Source organism: Candidatus Flexifilum breve (genome assembly GCF_016713355.1).
Map to the genome: position 1 here is coordinate 1 of NZ_JADJPI010000008.1, position 19565 is coordinate 19565.

Here is a 19565-nt window from a genome sequence, read left to right on the forward strand (position 1 = left end):
ATTGTTCGGCGACGCGCATCAGTTCGGGAGCGCGGTCAGCGCCAACCCGCCGACAATCGGGCCAACAAACGTGGTCGTGCCGCCCAACACCGCGTAGGCGAGGATATCGACCGCCTGATTGAAGCCGTAGCCGCCCGGTTGAATGGTGCGCACGAGATGCGCGTTGAACACGCCCGCCGAGGCGGCCAGCATCGCGCTCAGGATGAAGACGATATTCTTGGTCAGCACGACGTTGATGCCGAGGTTGGCCGCGGCCTGTTCATCCTGCCGGATCGCCGCCATTGACCGCCCGAAGCGCGAGCGTGACAGGCGCACGATCACGTAGCTGACGACGACCAGAAATAACAGCAGATGCCACGTTTGCGTCAGCACGGGGATGCCGCTGATGCCGAGCGCGCCGCGCGTCAACTGCACGCGCTCCCCGACGAACGCCTCGGCGATTTTGTCGAAATTGAGGATAAATATTCGCACCACCTCGCCAAAACCAATCGTCGCAATGGCGAGGTAAATATCGCGCAGGCGCAGCACGGGCAAACCAATCGGGATGGCGATCAAGCCCGCGAGCAGCATCCCGGCGATCAGGGCGATCCACAGCGGTTGATCGTAGTTCTGTGTCATGATCACGCCGGTATACGCGCCAATCCCCATGAACCCGGCGTTCGCCAGCGAAAACATCCCGGTCGACAGCGTGAGATAAATGCTCAAGCCGAGGATGGCATTGACGAGCATGAACTGAAAGACGATCGGGGTGATGCCAATACTGCGGAAAATGTCCATGCTTTAGGCCCTTGTCGCGGCTTTCTGACCGACTAACCCCTGTGGTCGCACCAGCAAAATGACAAACAGCAGCGCGAACACGATGGCGTCGCGATAATTGCTGCCCCCCTGCGCGATGCTGAACACTTCCAGCCCCGCGACGACGAACCCGCCGATCACCGCGCCCTGAATGCTGCCCATACCGCCCAACACAATCACGGTCAGGCCTTTGAGCGCGACCTGTTCGCCGATGAACGGCGTCATCGAATTGTAGGCGAGGCCGTAGAGCACGCCCGCCGCGCCCGCCAACGCGCCCGCCAGCGCAAACGTCAGCATGAAGACGCGCCCGACGTGAATGCCCAACAGGCTGGCCGTCTTCTCGTTGAAGGCGACCGCGCGCATAGCCTGCCCGGTCTTGGTGCGCGTGATCAGCAGGTTGAGCGCGGCGACCAGGCCGAGCGCCACCAGCAGGATGATCACCTGAATGGGCGTGACGCGAAACGGCAAACCGGGGATGACATCAGTCGGAATGCTGCCGAGCGGGAAGCGCTGCGGCTGCGTGCCGAAGACCAACTGCGCGACGCTCACCAGCAGAATCGACGCGCCGATGCTGCTGATCAACTGGGAGATGCGCGGGGCGTTGCGCTGCCGCAGGGGGGCAAACGCGATCCGCTCCAGCGCCACGCTGATGAGCGCCGCGCCGATCATCGCCAGCGGGATGGACAGCCACACGGACAAGCCCAACTGCAGGACGAACCACAGCCCGATGAACGCGCCCCACGAAAGATCGCGCTGTGCGCCAGATTCAGCACGCCCAGCACGCTGAAGACCAGCGAGTAACCGAGCGAGAACAGGCTGTACACGCCCCCGAGCCACACGGCATTGACGATTTGCTGCAACCAGTTGATGTCGTTCATGAAGAGTCCATATCTTCCATGCCGCCTCACCCCTAAATCCCCTCTCCCATGGGAGAGGGGACTGGAAAACGCTTGTCTTTCGCCCCTCTCCGTTCGGAGAGGGGTTGGGGGTGAGGCTCGAGGGTGGAGAGTTACCTACCCGTTCGCGGCGATGACCGTCGCCAGCGGCACGAACGCGCCGTCCTGCACGATCTGCGCGATTGGGGCGTGGACGGGTTCGCCCGCCTCGTCAAAGCTGAACACGCCGAGCGGCGTCGGGAAGTCGGCGACCGTGCCCAGTGCATCGCGGATGGCCGCCGAGTCGGTCGAGCCGGAGCAGCGGATCGCCGTCGCGACCAGCCACGCGCCCGTGTAGGCCTGCGCCGCGAATTGATCGGGCTGATAGCCGTAGGCAGCGGTGAAGGCGTTCACGAAGGCGACGCTTTCCGGCGACGGATTCGGATTGAAGTAGTTCCACGCGCCGCCGACGATCAGGCCGTTGGAGTCCGCGCCCGTCTGGTTGAGGACGGCGGGCGAGTTGAAGCCGTTGCCGCCGATGATCGTGCCCGTGTAGCCGAGGGCGCGGGCTTGCAGAATGATCTGCGTGGCTTCGCGGCCAGCGCCGACACGACAATCGCGTCCGGGCTCTGATTGATGAGGTTGGTCAACTGCGCGTTGAAGTCGACATCGCCGGTCGCGAAGGTTTCTTCGCCGACCACGCTCACGCCGTTATCGACCAGCGCCTGCGCGAAGACTTCGTAGCCGCTGACGGTGAATTCGTTGTCGTTGCCATACAGCAGGCCGACGTTCTGCAGGCCGAGCGCTTCGGTGGCCTGCGCAATCGTGCCGGGGATCACCGCGGCTTCGGGGAGGCTGGCGCGGAAGTAGAAATCGCCAATGACATCCTTGAGGCCAGTCGCCGTGTTGCTGACGCCGAGCACGAGCACGCCCGCTTCTTGCGCCACAGGACCCGCCGCGGTCATTTCCGACGAGAGCGTGGGGCCGATCACGGCGACGACGCCCTGATCGAGCAGCCGGGTCATGGCCGAGATCGCCTGTTCGCGGTCGCCCGCCGAGTCTTCGAAGATCGGAGTGAGCGTCACGCCTTCACCCACGTAGCCCGCCGCGTTAATCTGGTCAATCGCCAACTGGACGGCGTCGCGCTGCGGCAAGCCGTAGACCGACACCGCGCCCGACAGCGCGAATTCCACGCCAATATTGATCGAGCCGGACAGCCCAGTCGGAGCGTCGCACAGCGGTTCCGCGCCCATTTCGACGGGTTGAACGGGTTCTGGGGTGGCATCCTGTGCCGCCACGGGCAGCACAAACGCGGCGATCACCGCCAGCACAAGGAAGAAACGCAAGGCTCTCTGCACCATCTCGTTAAACTCCTAACCTTATGAAAAATATTCCATAGATTCACTATAGCGGATTTGAGGGGGCAACACAACCTATTTGCGCCGATAAAACGGGCGGCGAAAGGGGTGGGGAAAGACAAGGCCTGAGGCTATTTCACGTTTGCTGGCCTCACCCCTAAATCCCCTCGGAGGAATCAAGGGATTGTAGGGACGCCCAACGGGGCGTCCGCCAGATTGCAGGGGAAACGGACGCGCCGTTGCGCGTCCCTACGAAAACCATTCCGAACCGACGGATGCCGCTGTCTCCCCTCCCCGAATTCGGGGAGGGGCCGGGGGTGGGGTCGGACGCCACGGACGCGCAGAAGCGCGTCCCTACAACGACTCGACTGTTAAAAGTGTCCCGTCCTCAACTTGCGTAGGAGAGGGGTTGGGGGTGAGGGGTGTGAGGTTGCTTTTGCGGTTCCCTACTCCCACCGCTCGATGATCAACTGCATGGTGCCGCCCGTGCCGCCGTACCCGCCGATCTCGACGAAATACGTGCCATCGGCGGGCAGCACATAATCGATGATCGGGTTCAGACCATCGACATCATCCGAGCCGATGAGACTCGCACCATCGGGCGCGAGCAGCAGCACCAGCGGATCGAAGCCATCGACGCCGAGCACGCGAATGCGCACGTGATCGCCCGCGCGCCCCTGAAACGGGTACAGCGGACTCGTGCGCGCCAGCACGGTATCTTCAACGCGCATCACCGGGACGAGTCCCGCGACGGGGGTCGGCGTTGCGCCCTGCTGAACATAGCGCCAACTGAGCGTGTAGCTGCCATACGTCCGCGCGAAGGTGCCTTCGACGCGGATCTGATACAGGCCGCTGGCGGGAATGGGAATGTCGATGAGCGGCGCGCCATCGGGCGTGGTGACGCTGGCGGCGACCAGCGTGCCATCCGGCGCGATGAGCTGATACGACGCCGCAAAGTTCGCGTTATCGACCAGCACCTCGACGGCAACGTGATCACCCTGTGCCCAGTACGCCGACCACACATCGCGCAGGCCGCGCCGCTCAAGGTTGCCGCGCACGGGCGTATCGACGGGAATGCCGCCGCGCAGCGTATCGCTGTGCGAACTGCCGCGACCATAGCTGAGCGTGTACGCTCCGCCGATGCGCGCGTCATCGCGCAGGATGACGGTATACGTGCCTGCTTCGAGCACGCCGAGCGCGGGAATGAGCACATCCCCGAAAGCGGCGGATTCGTTGGCGTTCAGGCTGATCATGATTTCGCCCGCCGGGTTGAAGACTTCAAGCCGCAAATTCGCCGAGGGTGAGATCGAACGGGCGGCGATGGTGAGGAAATCGCCCACTTCCGCTTCGATGAAGTAGCGCGCCATACCCCGTGGTTCGAGCACAGCGGTCACCGGGACGTGATCCCGCAGCGTGTGACCGCTGGCGGGCGCGGGCGTGACCGTGCCGACTGGCGGCAGCGCGGTCGGGGAGAGCGGGATCGCCGTGACGACAGGCGCGCTGGCTGAACGGGTCAGGCGCAGCGTGTAGCGTCCGCTCACGCCGCCCGCCACCTGCACAATGTATTCGCCCGTGGTGGGGAGGCGCACCCCATTGAGCAGCGCCGCGCCATTGCCGCCGCTGTCGTCATCCAGCGCCAGCGGATTGCCGAGCGGATCGTAGATGGTGATCACCGGATCAACGGGTGAATTGTCGCCGTTCATGGCCACGATGAGCCATTCACCCGCGCTGCCCGCCACCGTATACACATGGCGCTCAAAGCTGGCGATGAATTCGCCGCTCACTTCTCCAGCCAGCGGGCCAATATACGCGCCTAACTGCGCGTAGACGGGCGTCGGTGTGAGCGTATCGGTCGGCGTGAGGCTGGGCGTTGGCGATTGACTGGGCGAAGGGGTAACCGACGGACTCGGCGTAGTGGAGGGGCTGGGCGTAGCGCTCGGCAGCGGCGTCGCCGAGGGAGTCGCGGTCGGTACATCGGTCAAGGTCGCCGTGAGCGAGGGAAGCACGGCCACGGTCGGCAGCAGACCTTGCGGCGTAGGCGTTCCGCAAGCGGCGGTGAACAACAAAACCAGAATCAGCAGTTTGCGGAGCATACGGCGCGCACCTCGTGGTCAGGGTCTTCGCCCTAGTATAGCGAGTGTGCGCATCCCACAGTACATATTATGAATATCAGGAGAAATCAACTCTGGGGAAAACCGTCGGGGCACGGCGTGCCGTGCCCCGACAGAATCTGGTGCGACTTACCCCGCTGCCGTGGGTTCCAGCGTGACTTCCGGTTGACTGCCCATGCTGCCATCGGTCGACGTGCCGCCAGCATCGCTGCCGCTCGACTCGCCGAGCGCGCCGCCCATATCGCCCATCATGCCGCCGACCATGCCGAGCAACTGCTGGTAGGGCAGCACGCTGGCATTTTCCGGCACAGTGATCGTCGGGACGTTCTCATAGTCGTAATTGATCATGGCGGTCACCGCAGCGCTGCCATTCTCACTCGGATCTTCAGCATCCGTCACCGCCACGTCGAATTCCACCGACAGGCTGGCCGTGCGCCCGCTCGCCGTATCGACTTCCTGCCGGATGAGCAGGGACGCATCTTGGAACGCGCTGCTCACCTGATCGAAGGCCTCTTGCTGGTCGGCTTCCGTCATGCCCTGACCGCTCGCGTCCATCTGCTGGCGCAGCGTGTCCTGGAAAGCGGGATCCGCCAACAGCCCGGCGAAGTCGACCGTGGTTTCGAAAGTCGCATTCGCGCCCGAACCTTCATCCGTGCGGGTGATCGTCAGGTACTGCTCGACCGCCTGCGTGTCCATGTTCGTGAACATCTCCGGGTTAACGCCCGAACCAGCGGCCATCGAGCCGAGTTCGTTGAAAATCTCGGGATTGTCTTCGAGGAGCGCGCCGATCAGCCCGGCGAGATCCAGACCGCCCCAGCCCGTGAACTGCGGGTCATTGATGAGCGGCTGCAGCGGATCGAAATTGAGGTAGCCGACACCGTCGACCAGACGCAGTTCCATCGTGAGTGTGTTGGGCGCTCCGACTCTTCCACCATCGACTGCGGGAGCGTGGCCGTGAGCATCAAACCGGCGTTGAAGCCGCGCAGCGCCGTGAGCGCCGCCATGCCGTCCATCGACAGATCGGCGTTCCGGTCGAGGCCCGAATACGCGCCGCTGCCCACCAGACTGATCGGCATCTGCTCGCCTTCAGCTTCAATCTGCACGTCCACAAACAGATTGAACGCAGCAGCGGTCAAATCGTGCATGGCCATCTGCGACTGTTCGAGAAGCGCGCAGTCGTCCGCGCTTAAATCGCCGCAGTACACATCCGCCGTGGTGGTCTGCGCTAGTGCCGCGCCGCTCACCAGCGTGAGCAGCAGCATAACCAGTAGCAACCCTTTACGCATAGCATTTTACTCCCTGAGCTTACAAGCGGGTTCAGTATACGCCCACTCTGGTTATTACCAGTGTAATTAACAGTCAAATCTACAGAGTCTCTCATGTAGGGGGAAACAAAAACCGACCTCAACAGTCTAGATTGAGGCCGGTTCTATAGGGAGTCGGGGAGGGGCAAGCTGATAGGGGTGGGTTTTTCATGGTTCCCCATGGAACCTGGGGTTCCTTCGCCTACGAACCTGTAGGGACGAGGCATGAGGATGTTTAAAAAGGTCATTTTCGACCCCACCCCCGGCCCCTCCCCGAATTCAGGGAGGGGAGCCAACAGCGCCTGCCAAGCCGAACCCGTCTTCGTAGGGACGCAATTCATTGCGTCCGCTGACAAAGGGAAAGGTTGTCAGGGATGCTTTTTAAACACCCTCATGCCTCGTCCTCAGTCGAAAATTGCACCAGAACCGCTCCGCGTAACGCCTTAATTTCCCTCACTTATGGAAATAGATGACGAGTGAGTTGCCCGCTCCAGACAAAAACAGGACGAGGCATGCCTCGTCCCTATAAAAACCTACTCCTGTAAGGGCGAGGCTTGCCTCGCCCTTACAGTTCGGCGCTTTGGATCGAAATCCGTTACGACGACTGCTGATCCATGTTCATGCCGATCAGCATGCCGATGAGCATTTCGTAGGGCAGAATGCTCGCATCTTCCGGCGCGACGATGGCCGGCAGATCATCATACGTATAGCTGACCGACGCATTCACGCTGATCACGGCGGGGCCGCTGTTGCTGTCGTCCATCTCCGCCAGATTGCTCAGGTCGAAGGTCATGCTCATGTTCGCACCCGCGAGCAAGGCGCTCGACGTGTCAATTTCCTCGGTGAAGACAATGCTCGAATCTTCGAACACCATCCCCATCATGCCGAGCGCCATCTGCGCCTCGGAGTCGCTGACATCGTCGCCCTGCGCTTCGGCCTGCGCGACCATCTGTTCGCGGATCAGGTCCTGCATGGCCGGGTCTTTCATCAAGCCCGCGAGATCAACGGTCGTTTCGAAGGTCGCGGTCGCGCCCGAACCATCATCCGTGCGGGTGATGCTGATGTACTGCTCGATGAACGCCGGGTCTTCAAACTGCGCCATGCTTTCAACGGGGACGGCAAACATCTCGCCCGACTGGCCGAAATCCGCCAGCATTTCCGGGGTGATCTGCTTGTAGACTTCTTCGATGAGGCTGGCAATGTCGAGACCGCCCCAACCATCCAGTTCCATGTCGCCATCCTGCGTGAACGGCTTCAGCGGCTCAAAGTTGATGTAGCCGATGCCATCCACCAGCAGCAGTTCCAGCGTGACGCTGTTCGTGGGCATGTCCTCGGCCAGATCTTCTGGCACGGTCAGCGTGAGCGCGAGGTCACCGCTGAAACCGCGCAGCGCTTCCAGCATCGGGGTGATGTCGGGCAGTTCCGTCATGTCGCCGAGATCGAGTTCACGATCCATGCGATCAAAACCGGAGAAGGCCCCGCTGCCGGCCAAGGTGATCGGGATGGACTGACCGTCCCCTTCAATGAGCACATCCACATTGAAATCCGCCGCTGCGGTCGTCAGCCCCATCATGGCCGTCTGCGACTGTTCCAACAGCGCGCAATCCGCTTCGCTCAAATCACCACAAAACACGGGCGGGGTATCCTGTGCCAGTGCCGCACCGCTCACGGTCAGCAGCACCAACAGGATGAGTAACAACCCTTTACGCATGTGATTTTCTCCTTGAATTCAGGTACAAGTTGCAGGTTTTGTCACCACATTTACTGTATACGCAAACCCCTATGGATTCGTTGCAGCCGCGCGGATTTTCATGCTTTTCCGGTGTCATTTGTACCCGGCGTTATACTCTCGCATAAGTTCGTTTCAGAGAGGGCAGGAGGCTGCGATGGGATCGTTTTCGGGCAAACACTGGATCATCACGGGCGGCGGCAGCGGGATGGGCTTGGCCTCCGCGCGGCTGCTGCACAGCTTGGGCGCGACCGTCGCCCTGTGGGATATGAACCCGTCCGTCGCTGACCGCGCCGCCGAACTGGAGGGCAGCAGCAGCATCGTCGATGTGACGCAGCCCGACGCAGTCGCCAGCGCGTTGAGCGCCACCTTAGCCGCCTTCGGCAAAGTCGATGGGGTGCTGCATGCTGCCGGGATCATGAAAACGGGGCTGGTCGAAACGCTGGACGCCGCGAGTCAGGCGCGCATGATCACGATCAACCTCGGCGGGTCGGCGGTGGTCGCTCATGCGGTCATCCCCGCGTTGAAGCAGACGCGCGGTTCGCTGGTGTTGTTCGGCTCGGTCGCGGCCTTCTACGGCACGCCGGAATTTGCCGCCTACGCGGCGAGCAAAGCGGGCGTGTTGAGCTTCGCGCAGGCGCTGCGCATCGAATTGGAGGACGCGGGTGTGCATGTGGGCGTATTCTGCCCGCACTTCGTCAAAACGCCGATGATCGGCGGGGATAACAAGGACGCCAGTTTCATCAACCAGAAGTCGATCTTCGTCACGCAGCATGAGCCAGAAGCGATGGCCAAAGCCATTGTCCACGGCATCGCCGCGCGCCAGTTCCTGATCGTGCCCTCATGGCGCGAACGGCTGATCTACGCGATGAGCCGCTACGCCGAATTCACCGGGCACCTGTTGATGAAGCAGAACTGGAAGGCGTAATCCACAACCTGTTGTAGTCGCGTCCGACCCCACCCGAATTCAGGGAGGGGAGCCAACACCGCTCGCCAAACCGAATGCATTTTCGTAGGGACGCGCTTCTGCGCGTCCGCTGCGTGCGACCCCACCCCCGGCCCCTCCCCGAATTCAGGGAGGGGAGCCAACACCGCTCGCCAAACCGAATGCATTTTCGTAGGGACGCGCTTCTGCGCGTCCGCTGCGTCTAGCCTCACCCCTAAATGCCCTCTCCCTTGGGAGAGGGGACGGGGGTGAGGTTGCCCTCCCTACCGCAGCTCAATCACCGCGTTGCTGAGCGCGACCGTGTCCCGCTCCGCGACCTTGGTCTGAAAGATCACGCGGTCGCCCTCGCGCCACATCGACGTGACCAGCGTTTCGCCGGGGAACACGTGCTTGGCGAAGCGCACCTTGATGCTCTTGAAACGCGCTGGGTTATTGTCGCCAAACGCTTTCAGCACAGCCCGCGCCGCGTACCCAAACGAGCACAGCCCGTGCAGAATCGGTTTCTCAAAATTGCCGAACGCCGCCATCATGGGATCGGCGTGCAGCGGGTTGACGTCTCCGCTCAGGCGGTAGATCAGCGCCTGGCGGTCGCTCGTCTGCTCGCTGATCACGGCGTCCGGCTCACGCGTGGGCGGTTCATTGGCCGCGCCGCTCGCGCCGCGCTCACCACCCCACCCGCCGAGTCCGCGAATGAACATCGAATACTGCCCGAAGGCGACTTCCGCGCCTGCTTCATCGTAGCACGGCACATCGGTGACGATCAGCGCGCCGCTGCCTTTGTCGTACACCCCGGCGATCTTCGGCTTGCAGGTGATCGTCCCGTGGATGGGCAGCGGCCCGCTCACGGACAGGTATTGTTCGCCGTGCAGGAGCATCATCGGGTTGTAGCTCACGCCTGCCAGCGATCCGGTCAGCATCACGTCGATCATGCGCGAGGGGAACAACACGGCGAACGTCGGCAGCACCTTAAAGCCTTCGCCGCTCAATTCGTAGACGAACTGCAATTCTTTCTGGTCGAGCGGGTCGGCGGGCGCGCCCACGCCGAGCGCGTACAGCGCTACATCGCGTTCGGTGTAGGTGTACGTAATCGGTTCGAACTCGTAGCCTAAAATGTCCGCGGGGGTGGTCATCAGGGGACTCTCCTCAATAAATGACCGCACCGTTCCCCTCTCCTAGAAGAGGGGGCAGGGGTGAGGTTGATCTTTATATACCTCTACTGTAATCGCGTTTGCCCCTGCCTTCGCCACATAAACGGGTAGAGATCAATTTAGGCTAATGGTTCAATCACCTTAAGCTTTGACCCGGTCAGCTTCGCCCGCAGCGCGGCGGGTGCAGCCTTGCAGAACAGCCAGTTATACTGCGGATGCACATAGGTAAACTGTCCGTCGGGCGCATATTCCACTTGGTAGTCGTTGATGTAGTAGGCGTGGAAGCCGTACTCGCGGATCATGCGCTGCACGAAGCGTTTCTGCTGTGCGGGACCGAGCACTTCCATGATCAGGCTGTCGATGGCGTCCAGCGCGCCGCTGGCTCCTTCGACGAACTCGAATTCGGCGTTTTCGACATCCACTTTGACGCACACCTGCCGCAACTGGTGGGCGTGGACAAACGTGTCGAAGCGCACCGCTTCGACCGTGATCGGCCTGGTCTGGTACTGCTCGGCAAACACGGTCGTGATCGACCCCATGTCCGGATGCTCGGGGTTCTTGTGGAACGTGAGCGTGCCATCCACATGACCGACCGCCTGCTGCACGGCGATCACGTTCGGCAGCGCCGCATACGTCACATTGTCCGTGATCAGTTCGAATAAGTCGGGGTCGGGTTCAAACAGGTAAACCGGGCAGCGGTCATCCAGATATTCGCGCACGTAAAAAGCGAAAAAACCGAGGTGCGCGCCAATATCGACAAAACCCTGACTATGCCGGGCTAGCGCTTTGGCCAGTTCGAGCGCGCCGCGTTCCCCCGCGTAAAGTTCGGGTTTGCCGAACACAGCGCGCGCGTGGTCACTGGTAAAGCGGTAGTGGCGCCGACTAAAACCGAGGTTCGTGCGCAGCGGCATAGTCTGCGGCAGCGTCGCCGCCAGATACGCCCAGACCCGCGTCAGGGCGGCAGAGCGCAGCGCGGGCGGCAGTCCCGCCGCTAGGGCCAACAATGGGTGTTTGGCCGGCAGCGCCTTGATGATCTGCTGGGCAAGCTGTTTCAGACGGACGGTTGTGGCCATGCGCTTTCCTCGCGGGTCTTAGCGTTTCATCAAAGCTTCGACTTCATCCGCCGCGCGGCTGACACCCCCCGCCGCCCGCAGCGATTCACCGAGCACTTGTGCCCGTTCGCGGTAGCTCGGCGTATTCAGCACCTTGTCAACCGCCCGGCGCAGCGTGACCGCATCATGTTGATCGATGCGCACGCCCACGCCGAGATCGGCGGCGCGGTTGGCGACGAACGTCTGCTCCTGCTGCTGCGGCGCGAGGATCAGCGGGACGTTGTAGTACAGCCCTTCATGCACGCTGTTCATCCCCGCGTGCGTGATAAAGGCCGAGGCGCGTTGGAGCACATCGAGCTGCGGCACCGATGGCCGCACGATGAAGTTCGCCGGGAGCGCGCCCAGTTCACCAATCGGCGTGTGCTGCCCGATCGACATGACCACCTGATACCGCGCGTCGCTGAAGGCATTCATGGCCGCGCGGTAAAACGCCACATTGCGATTGATCACCGTGCCGAGCGAGAGATAGATCAGCGGTTGGCCGCTCAGTTGGTCAAAGGGGAAGGCGGACGCATCCGGGCGCGCCTCGATTTGCGGGCCGACGTACTTGACACCCCGCCCAAAGCTATCCGCCGATGTCTGAAACAGCGCTGAGGTATAGCTCAACGTGATCGTGCCGCGCATATTCAGGAACGCCGCGAAATCGGGCAGTTTCACGCCGTATTCCCGCGTGATCTGGTTGGCCGTCCGCTGATACTCCCGCGCCAACCGCCAGCCCCGCGCCGCCACCAGCAGCAGATCCGGCAGCATGCCGCTGCGAATGAGCATGGCGGGCGTGAACAGCAGCAGCGACATTGATGAGACGTGCGGCAGACGCGCCGCCTCCGCGGAGATCCAGCCCCACGGGCACATCGAGTCGTAGAGCACAAGCGCGGGCTGTTCCTGTTCGAGCAGTGTTTTTAACCACGGCAGCAGCGCATAGGTCGTGGTGACCAGACGGCGCGCGGTCTCCGGCGGATTGCTGCCGTCCAGCCCATCAAACAGGTGATCGTCCACCGCCGCGGGATAGGGGCGAAATTCCGCCCCCGTCCCCTCGATCTTCTGGCGGTAGGCTTCCGTCAGGTAGTAGATGACGGGCACGCCGCGCCGAACGAGTTCCCGCGTCAGGGGCAGCGTGGGATTCACATGCCCGGACGTGGGAACGTTGAAGAACATGACGGGTTGCCTCATGGGCAGCTGCCGCGCTCAAGTCGATAGACGTGTTCGCGCCGGTTGTCCGTTTCGTTGTTTTCCGGGATTTCGTTGTTCGGGTCGATGATCAGAATCAGCCGATGATCCTCGTTGTACCACGTGCTCACGGTGAGCGCCATTGTGACGCGGAACGTCTGCCCCGGCTGGATCACCGGGAATCCGCCGACCGTCGTGCCCTGCACCGAACCATCGGCCACGCGCACATCCTGCACCGAGACCGTGCTGCTCGCGCTGCTGGCCGTCGTGCCGAGGTTCGCCACGTCAAAGCCGATGTTGATGGTCTGCGCGCAGGTGGGCTGCGCCGGGCTCAGTTCGACGATGCCCGCCACAAGATTCGCCGTGCTCTGCGGCGCGGTGGTCGCGGTCGGCAGCGGGATCGCGGTCGGCGCGGCCGTCGGCACAGCGGGTCCAGCTTCGCGTGGTAGACTGTTCAGGTCGCCGGTCGCCTGCACTAACTGCGCATAGACCCAGCCTTCGCCGCCGCCATAGCGGACTTTGTACCAGTCGCCCGCCGTATTCACCGCAAGGATTTCCGCAGTCTGACCGGGAGCAAACGCGCCAATCGGCGGGTCAAACGCGAGGCCGGGACCGCGGCGCACATTCACCCCCTGGGTGATGTTCACGGTCGGCACCGACGAGGTCGCGCTGCCACCGCCGCTCGTTTGGGTGGCGGGCGTCGACTGGTTGCCGGAAACGGTCGCGGCTTGAAGCGTGGTGCGTGGCGTCACGGTGGGCAGCGCCGCGGGATCATTCGTGTTCGTCGCTGTCGGCTGTGCGTTGCGGTTCACGACCGTGATGTTTACCGCGGCGGGCGCGCTGCTCGATCCATCGGCGCGGAAGGCGGTCACATCGATGCTGTGCGCGCCCACCCCCGTCGCTGACCAACCATGCGTCACGCTGAATGACACAGCGCCGCTGTCATTCGGCTGCGCCAGCGTCGCCACAATTGACCCATCGACCAGCACTTCCACGCGGTCAATATCTGCGCCCGCGTTGCTCACATTCGCCACAATGTTGACGGGAACGCCTTCCAGATACGTCGCGTTGGGCAGTGGCGAGACGATCCGCACTTCGGGATTGCCGCTGACGGTGGTTGAGGTCACCTGCGACTGATCCAGGTTGCAGGCTGCCAGCCCAACCACCAGCAAAAGCAGACACGCAGCCAACCGCATCTGTCGCTTCATAGGCTAAAACTCCTTGATTCGAAACGTTGCAAGTTTACAGTGGACAGTTCACAGTTCACAGTCTCGATTACCTGTCCCCCTTGCCGGGGGTGTGGTTCATCAAAACGTGCTGAACGCCCCCGTCTCCTGTACATCGACGCGCACGCCGTCCAACTGCCGCGGCACGATCTCGCTCTCCGCAAGCTGCGCCACGGGCAGCTTCTCATCCACCATGACGATCAGGCCGATCTCCGCTTCCCGCTGACCATGACGCGAGGTGTACCCGACCGCCACGCCAATCACGTGCGGCAGCCCCATCAAATAGTCGCTGTACTTCTGCTGCGCGTCGGCGGCGCGCTGCAGCTGCTGATTGACATCGTTCTGGGACATGTTTACGCTCCTTCGCTGATAGCTGATAGCTGATAGCTGATAGCTGATAGCTGATAGCTGATAGCTGATAGCCTTTAGCTCTTTGCTCCGTGACGAACGGTAGAAATGAAGCTGTTCAGCATCCGCTTGACTTCTACGAGCGCAGTGTCGAGATTCGCGTGTACATCGCCTGTGATATATCCCAAGTCCCGCGCCAACCACAAATGATATTCAAGCTCGCTTGCTGACCCCATCGCAATTTGCAGAAACCGCGCCATCTCACTATCGCCATTTCGACCACGGCCCTCAGCGATGTTCGCTGGAATAGAGGCGGCGCTCCGGCGTATCTGACTCGTCAGACCGTAGACCTCCTCGCGTGGAAACTGCCCGGTTGCCGTGTACACAGCCAACGTGAGCTGATGTGCTTTTTGCCAGACGATGAGAGTTTTGAAGTCGCGCACAGTCTTCTCGCTAACAGCTAACCGCTAATGGCTAAAAGCTAGATCACGATATTCAACTCACTCAGCACCACCGTGATCGGCGTGAAGATCGTCGCCAGCGTCGAGCCGGCGAACAGCAGGCCGACCGCCTTGTTCTCGGTCGCATCGACGATCAGCGACCCGGAATCGCCGCCCTGACTCATCGCCTCGGTGATCGTTTGCCCGACGAAGCGCGCGGTCTTCGCGCCTGCCGCGGTGTTGTAGGCGATATTCACCGTCGCGTTGATCAGCGTGATGTTTCCTTCGGTGTACTCCGTGGTGCGCCCGAACTTGCGCACACGCATCCCGAGCACGGGTTCTTTCGTGCCGCTGACCACGCCAATCGTCTGGATATTCGATGAGAACATGCTCGCATCCAGCGGCCGCGCGAGCGCCGCATCGAGGCGATTTTCTGGCACGGCCAGCGCTGTCCCGGTGATGGGCGCGGGCACGGCGATCCCCCCAGCGGTCTGTGATCCGGCCGAGAGCGTCGTCGTGGTGACGCGCTGCGATGAGCCGAGCAGCGCCGCCAGCGCGTTCGCGACCGTGACGACCAGCGACACGATATCGCAGCCCGTGTTGGTCGTGGGCGGGTTCGTCGGCGGATTGGTGGGCGGCGGAGTCGGCGGCGGCGTCACGACCGGGGGCGGCGTGGTCGTCTCGTCGGTGTAGCGCAGTTTGACGAAGCGTTCCAGCTTGGCGACCACGTCGGCGGGGAGATGCCCGCCATCCATCGCCGCGGGCTGCAAAATATCATCGCCGATCAGCGCGTCGTTGCTGTTGGCCAGCACATGATTGTTGCTCAGAAGGAGGGTGGCGCCCGTCGTGCGGTCCTGACGACTGCGCCGAGCGTCCCCGCCGTGACCTTGTAGTGCCCGATGGTCACGCCCGCCGGGATTACCGGGCGATAGCGGTCACGCGCGGTCTGCTGCGCGCGCAGATAGCCCACCTCAACCACATCCGTCTTCATCCCTTCCAGCTCTTTGGGAATCACATCCTGCGCGGTCAGAGCGGCGAGGGGTTTCTTCTGCTCGACCAGCACGACCACGGCCACATCGCCCGTGGTTTCGCCGGTCGCATTCTTGTAGCCGACGGCCACGCCGACGACGTTCTGCTTATCGAGCAGGGTATCTTGATGGAGGGCTTGTGCTTGAAATGCTTGTTCGGTGGACATTTCCCATCCTTCCGCGACTATTGATTGAACCGGATTCTAACATATCCACACTGCGCCTGCTCTACGCCTCCTCAGCGGTCTGCTGGTGCGCCGTGAGTCGGGATGCCCAACGGGTCTTGTCCGCAAATGATTTACTTCAGGTCGCATCCGTAGGGGCGAGGCAAGAAGGTGTTTAGAAAGCATCTCTTAAAGCCTTTCCTTTCGTCAGCGGACGCAATGAATTGCGTCCCTACGAAAACAGTTTCGGCTTGGCGGGCGCTGTTGGCTCCCCTCCCTGAATTCGGGGAGGGGCCGGGGGTGGGGTCGGAATCTGACCTTTTTCAACACGCTCAAGCCTCGCCCACCAGCGGGAGGGGCTTGCCCCTCCCCTACATTTCTCTGCTTTGGTGTGAACTGTCTCCCCTCTCCTCTTTTCGGAGAGGGGCCGGGGGTGAGGTCAAAAGCGGGGGTGAGGTCAGCCGCCGAGGTTAGGACTTCAAGATAGAAAACCGATCCCATTTCAATTGGCGATATAGTTGAAAGGCCGCAGCGTGACCGAGCGTTTGGCTGACCGCTAACCGCCAATCGTTGCTCTTCTGAACGCTTCGGCGGCAATTCGGGTAATGTGTTACAGTTATGCTGGATTCAGGGATAAAACGACAATGAAGAATGCTCTCGCTCTCTTGCTCATGCTGATGTTCGCTCTGGCCGCGTGCAGTGGCGCGCAGGCTGTCCGCAGCTTCTCCAAAGGCGAAGAATACGCCGCCTACCCCTTCGCCGAATCCGGCACGTTTGAAGAAGGCATTTACTCCGGCGCGGCGAATCTGCTGATCGAAGACGGCGCGTATCGCATCGAAGTACTGCAAGGCGACAACACGCTGTGGTGGGGACATGGGGCGCGACCTACGCCGATGTCATTGTCGAAGCCGATGTGCAGCAGATGACCGAGCCAAATCAAAACGCCTTCGGCCTGATGTGCCGCGTGCGCGGGGCCGTCGGCCAGCCTGCCGCCGCTGATCCGGAACTGGCAGCCATCCTGCCGATCCAACCGCGGAAGCCACCGTGGAGGCGACGCTGGAAGCGACTGCCGAAGTCACCGCCGAAGCGACTGCCGTCGCGACTGCGGAAGCCACCACCGAACCTGAAGCCCTCCCCGCCGATCCGCGCAATGAAGGCGACGGTTATCTGTTCCTCATTCAAGGGGGCGGCCAGTTCTCAATCATGCGGGCGCGGGGGCGCAACCTCACGCCGCTGGTCAACTGGACCGCGAGCGACGCCATCAAGCAGGGCATGCAGACCAACACGCTGCGCGCCGTGTGCGTGGGCAATTATCTGGCGTTCTACGTCAACGGGACGTTTGTCGGCGAAGCGACCGATGACACCTACCGCGATGGGCAGGTCGGCTTGGCCGCCAGCGCCGCGGATCGTCTCGGCACGATCATTCAGTTTGATAATCTGACCGTCTCGCAGCCGGTGGCCGGATGACCCAACCGCTCAACGCCGCGCCCGAAGCAGCGCCCATCCCACCCGATCCGGTGTTGGGCGCGGTGATCTCGAACCATCCGAGCAATCGCTTGCGCCCGCTGATCATCGGCGGGTTCATCGATGGTATCGCCTATCTCACGCTCAATGCGACGCTCGCCACGCTCGATACGTGGTGGGCGCGCCGCTGACGATCATCCTCATCGCGATCATCGTGCTGACGGTGGGCTGGTCGATTCTGCACATTTGGAATCGCGAGATCGTCGTGTTTGAGCGCGGCTTCAGCTATCGTGAGGGCTCGCAGACCATCTTCTTCCACTATGAGGAGATCGATGCGCTGCGCATGCGCGCGGAACGCCGCGCCTACTTCGGCGGGCTCCTGCGCCGCACGATCTACCGCTTCACCGTCCACACACTGGCGGGCGAGACCTTCACCATCTCCAACTTGTATGTCCGCGTCGCGCAGTTGGGCGAACAAACCAACCAGCGCGTGGATCGCGTGCTCATCCCCCGCTTCGAGCGCAAACTCACCGCGGGCGAAACCATCCCTTCGGCGAGCAGATCCGCTTGAGCGCGACGGGCTTACGCACCGACAGCCGCGATCTACCGTGGGATCAGTTTGGCGGGTGGGAGGTCAAAGCGCGCGCTCCACCTCAAACAGCGCGACGGCGCGGTCTGGGCGTCCGTTCCGCTGGCGGAGATCGATAACATCACCGTGCTCGTCCACTTCCTGCGCGCCCGCATTACTCAGTGAAAGGCGTAAGCGGTGGAAAAGCGCTTCCCGATATTCCTACCCTGTTGCAGGCGTGCCTTGTTCCCGACGAATGGGCAGATACAGCGCCACTTATCACTCAGCTCGCCCATGTTTGGGATCAGCAGTTCTTCACTCGTGAGGAATTCCTACGGATGTGCAAATGGAAAGACCCGCGCGAGCTCCGCCGCCGCGATTTGCAGGCCAATTCTGATGCCGAGCTGCGCCGCTACTCAGAAAAAGCCTTCACTGCTGCCGATGAAGCGCGACGCGCCCTGTATCTGTGTCAGCTCAAAGGTGTAGGACTACCCGTCGCCTCTGCCATCCTCACCCTGACCAATCCGCAGGCTTACGGCGTGATCGATATTCGCGTATGGCAGCTGCTGTGCCTCTACGGTGAATTTGATTACGACACGGGCGGCACGAATCTGCAGTTGCTGCACTGGCTAGAATATTTGGACAAGCTGCGGGAGTGGGCACAATTGCTCAACCTCAGCGCGCGCACGGTCGAACGCACCTTATTTCAACATCATCGCGATATTCAAGTCGGCACACTTTACGGCAATTAAAAAGGCGATCCCTAGTGGGATCGCCTTCATTTTTTACACATCGTACTTTACGCGACCTGCAAGTGGCATCGCTTACCGCGTGAGCGGATCCACGCTGACGAGAACGAGCGTCCCCGGTTCGAACAGTGACGCGCAGGTGAAGCCCGGGAACTCCGGCACGGTGTAGCTGCCGATGATCTCCGCGGTGCGCGGCGCATGGCTCGCCGCCAGCCAGATCAGCGTCCCTTCGCCGCGCAGACATAGGACGATCCCATTCTGGAAATAGGTCAGATTGCTGGGCGGCGGGCTGAAGATATCGACCGCTTGCAGTACGCCCAGATCGAGCAGTCCCGGCACGCCCAGATGCGCCGTACTGTATAGCGGACTCCCCAACCACGTGGTCGCGCCGCCGTTGTGATACAGCACGCGGCAGTTGATCGCGTTCGCCAGCCCATCCGGCACGCCCGTGCGCACGACCCCGTCCGCGCTGAAGTTCTCGCTGTCGCAGGTCGGGGAAGCGGGCGGCGGGGGCAGCTCATCAATCGACAGCGTGACGACCGCCTGCGTGCCGGTTGGATATTCAGCCGCGCCGGAGCTGCTGATCGTATGCTGAATCGTGATCGTGCGGGGCGAGTTGTTGTCCGAATTCGCCAGCACCGTGAAGGGGATCGTCTGCGGCGTCGTATCACTGAAGGTGAGCGTAAACGGCGCTATGTTCCCGTTGACGTTCACCTGATCGGTCGGGAATTCGACCAGCAAGGTGATAGGCGCGACGGTCGGCGTGGACAGCAGGCGGATCGTGTAGCTGTTCGTTAAACCCTCGGCGAGTTGGAACGCGAGCGGCGCAATGCTGAGGCCGCCGTTATCGTTGTCGGTGATGCTGACGCTCACCGGTGTGATGCTCACCCCGTGTAACCGCCCCTGCCCGCCGCAAACGTGACCGCGCCGCTGTGCGGTGCCCCTCGGCCACATTGTCATCGACCGCCGTCACGGTGACGGTTTGCGCCGTGTTCCAGTCCGTGGAGGTAAACGTGAGCGTCGGCTTGTCCAC

The 19565-nt window shown here is 62.0% G+C and carries 24 protein-coding genes and 1 pseudogene; 7 read left to right on the forward strand and 18 right to left on the reverse strand.

Annotated features, from left to right (window positions below):
* Positions 1 to 18: 18 nt before the first annotated feature.
* From IPK17_RS08670 to IPK17_RS08710, 8 genes and pseudogenes are all read right to left on the reverse strand, one after another.
* Positions 19 to 777, reverse strand: a complete 759-nt coding sequence (locus IPK17_RS08670) for a branched-chain amino acid ABC transporter permease (RefSeq protein ID WP_343417298.1) — start codon at positions 775 to 777, stop codon at positions 19 to 21.
* A gap of 3 nt (positions 778 to 780) precedes the next feature.
* Entirely contained in the window at positions 781 to 1488 is a 708-nt protein-coding gene (locus IPK17_RS08675; RefSeq protein ID WP_343417299.1) for a branched-chain amino acid ABC transporter permease, read from the reverse strand.
* Positions 1461 to 1673, reverse strand: a complete 213-nt coding sequence (locus tag IPK17_RS08680; RefSeq protein WP_343417300.1) for a hypothetical protein — start codon at positions 1671 to 1673, stop codon at positions 1461 to 1463. The genes IPK17_RS08675 and IPK17_RS08680 overlap by 28 nt, the downstream gene beginning before the upstream one ends.
* Before the next feature lie 135 nt (positions 1674 to 1808).
* Positions 1809 to 3031, reverse strand: a pseudogene (locus IPK17_RS08690) (ABC transporter substrate-binding protein).
* Positions 3032 to 3474: 443 nt separating this feature from the next.
* On the reverse strand, positions 3475 to 5121 hold the full coding sequence (locus IPK17_RS08695) for a PPC domain-containing protein (RefSeq protein ID WP_343417302.1): 1647 nt from the start codon (positions 5119 to 5121) through the stop codon (positions 3475 to 3477).
* Between the two features lie 147 nt (positions 5122 to 5268).
* On the reverse strand, positions 5269 to 6039 hold the full coding sequence (locus tag IPK17_RS08700; RefSeq protein WP_343417303.1) for a hypothetical protein: 771 nt from the start codon (positions 6037 to 6039) through the stop codon (positions 5269 to 5271).
* Positions 5928 to 6425, reverse strand: coding sequence for a hypothetical protein (locus IPK17_RS08705; protein WP_343417304.1), 498 nt, complete (start codon positions 6423 to 6425; stop codon positions 5928 to 5930). The genes IPK17_RS08700 and IPK17_RS08705 overlap by 112 nt, the downstream gene beginning before the upstream one ends.
* Before the next feature lie 613 nt (positions 6426 to 7038).
* Entirely contained in the window at positions 7039 to 8154 is a 1116-nt protein-coding gene (locus IPK17_RS08710) for a hypothetical protein (protein ID WP_343417305.1), read from the reverse strand.
* 175 nt (positions 8155 to 8329) lie between these two features.
* Here IPK17_RS08710 and IPK17_RS08715 point away from each other — a divergent pair, with 175 nt between their 5' ends.
* A complete protein-coding gene (locus IPK17_RS08715) occupies positions 8330 to 9100 on the forward strand; it encodes an SDR family NAD(P)-dependent oxidoreductase (RefSeq protein WP_343417306.1) in 771 nt (256 codons plus the stop codon).
* 281 nt (positions 9101 to 9381) lie between these two features.
* Here IPK17_RS08715 and IPK17_RS08720 read toward each other — a convergent pair whose 3' ends face one another.
* The 8 genes from IPK17_RS08720 to IPK17_RS08755 form a co-directional block, all read right to left on the reverse strand.
* The gene (locus IPK17_RS08720; RefSeq protein WP_343417307.1) at positions 9382 to 10248 is read right to left on the reverse strand and encodes a MaoC/PaaZ C-terminal domain-containing protein; all 867 of its coding nucleotides are present in this window, start codon (positions 10246 to 10248) and stop codon (positions 9382 to 9384) included.
* Positions 10249 to 10385: 137 nt separating this feature from the next.
* Positions 10386 to 11339, reverse strand: a complete 954-nt coding sequence (locus IPK17_RS08725; protein ID WP_343417308.1) for an FkbM family methyltransferase — start codon at positions 11337 to 11339, stop codon at positions 10386 to 10388.
* Positions 11340 to 11357: 18 nt separating this feature from the next.
* Positions 11358 to 12533, reverse strand: a complete 1176-nt coding sequence (locus tag IPK17_RS08730) for a macrolide family glycosyltransferase (RefSeq protein WP_343417309.1) — start codon at positions 12531 to 12533, stop codon at positions 11358 to 11360.
* An 11-nt stretch (positions 12534 to 12544) separates the two neighbouring features.
* Complete coding sequence (locus tag IPK17_RS08735) at positions 12545 to 13753, reverse strand: CARDB domain-containing protein (protein ID WP_343417310.1); 1209 nt, start codon at positions 13751 to 13753, stop codon at positions 12545 to 12547.
* Between the two features lie 99 nt (positions 13754 to 13852).
* Positions 13853 to 14122, reverse strand: coding sequence for a hypothetical protein (locus IPK17_RS08740; RefSeq protein ID WP_343417129.1), 270 nt, complete (start codon positions 14120 to 14122; stop codon positions 13853 to 13855).
* Between the two features lie 74 nt (positions 14123 to 14196).
* A complete protein-coding gene (locus tag IPK17_RS08745) occupies positions 14197 to 14562 on the reverse strand; it encodes a four helix bundle protein (RefSeq protein WP_343417311.1) in 366 nt (121 codons plus the stop codon).
* Positions 14563 to 14600: 38 nt separating this feature from the next.
* On the reverse strand, positions 14601 to 15371 hold the full coding sequence (locus IPK17_RS08750; protein WP_343417312.1) for a chymotrypsin family serine protease: 771 nt from the start codon (positions 15369 to 15371) through the stop codon (positions 14601 to 14603).
* 11 nt (positions 15372 to 15382) lie between these two features.
* On the reverse strand, positions 15383 to 15754 hold the full coding sequence (locus IPK17_RS08755; protein ID WP_343417313.1) for a hypothetical protein: 372 nt from the start codon (positions 15752 to 15754) through the stop codon (positions 15383 to 15385).
* Between the two features lie 641 nt (positions 15755 to 16395).
* Here IPK17_RS08755 and IPK17_RS08760 point away from each other — a divergent pair.
* The 6 genes from IPK17_RS08760 (at position 16396) to IPK17_RS08785 (ending at position 18535) form a co-directional block, all read left to right on the forward strand.
* Complete coding sequence (locus IPK17_RS08760) at positions 16396 to 16677, forward strand: hypothetical protein (protein ID WP_343417314.1); 282 nt, start codon at positions 16396 to 16398, stop codon at positions 16675 to 16677.
* A gap of 118 nt (positions 16678 to 16795) precedes the next feature.
* Positions 16796 to 17218: a hypothetical protein gene (locus IPK17_RS08765; RefSeq protein ID WP_343417315.1), complete on the forward strand. Its 423-nt coding sequence runs from the start codon at positions 16796 to 16798 to the stop codon at positions 17216 to 17218.
* Positions 17215 to 17406: a hypothetical protein gene (locus IPK17_RS08770; RefSeq protein ID WP_343417316.1), complete on the forward strand. Its 192-nt coding sequence runs from the start codon at positions 17215 to 17217 to the stop codon at positions 17404 to 17406. The genes IPK17_RS08765 and IPK17_RS08770 overlap by 4 nt, the downstream gene beginning before the upstream one ends.
* Positions 17391 to 17786, forward strand: a complete 396-nt coding sequence (locus tag IPK17_RS08775) for a DUF6585 family protein (RefSeq protein ID WP_343417317.1) — start codon at positions 17391 to 17393, stop codon at positions 17784 to 17786. Before IPK17_RS08770 ends, IPK17_RS08775 begins: the two co-directional genes overlap by 16 nt.
* A 48-nt stretch (positions 17787 to 17834) precedes the next feature.
* Positions 17835 to 17969 (forward strand): hypothetical protein, encoded by a 135-nt coding sequence (locus tag IPK17_RS08780; RefSeq protein ID WP_343417318.1) that lies wholly within the window; start codon positions 17835 to 17837, stop codon positions 17967 to 17969.
* A complete protein-coding gene (locus IPK17_RS08785; protein ID WP_343417319.1) occupies positions 17966 to 18535 on the forward strand; it encodes a hypothetical protein in 570 nt (189 codons plus the stop codon). Before IPK17_RS08780 ends, IPK17_RS08785 begins: the two co-directional genes overlap by 4 nt.
* Positions 18536 to 18607: 72 nt before the next feature.
* Here IPK17_RS08785 and IPK17_RS08790 read toward each other — a convergent pair whose 3' ends face one another.
* Positions 18608 to 19420, reverse strand: coding sequence for a hypothetical protein (locus IPK17_RS08790; protein WP_343417320.1), 813 nt, complete (start codon positions 19418 to 19420; stop codon positions 18608 to 18610).
* A partial coding sequence (locus tag IPK17_RS08795) for a hypothetical protein (RefSeq protein WP_343417321.1) occupies positions 19377 to 19565 on the reverse strand: 189 nt, incomplete at its 5' end. The genes IPK17_RS08795 and IPK17_RS08790, both read right to left, overlap by 44 nt.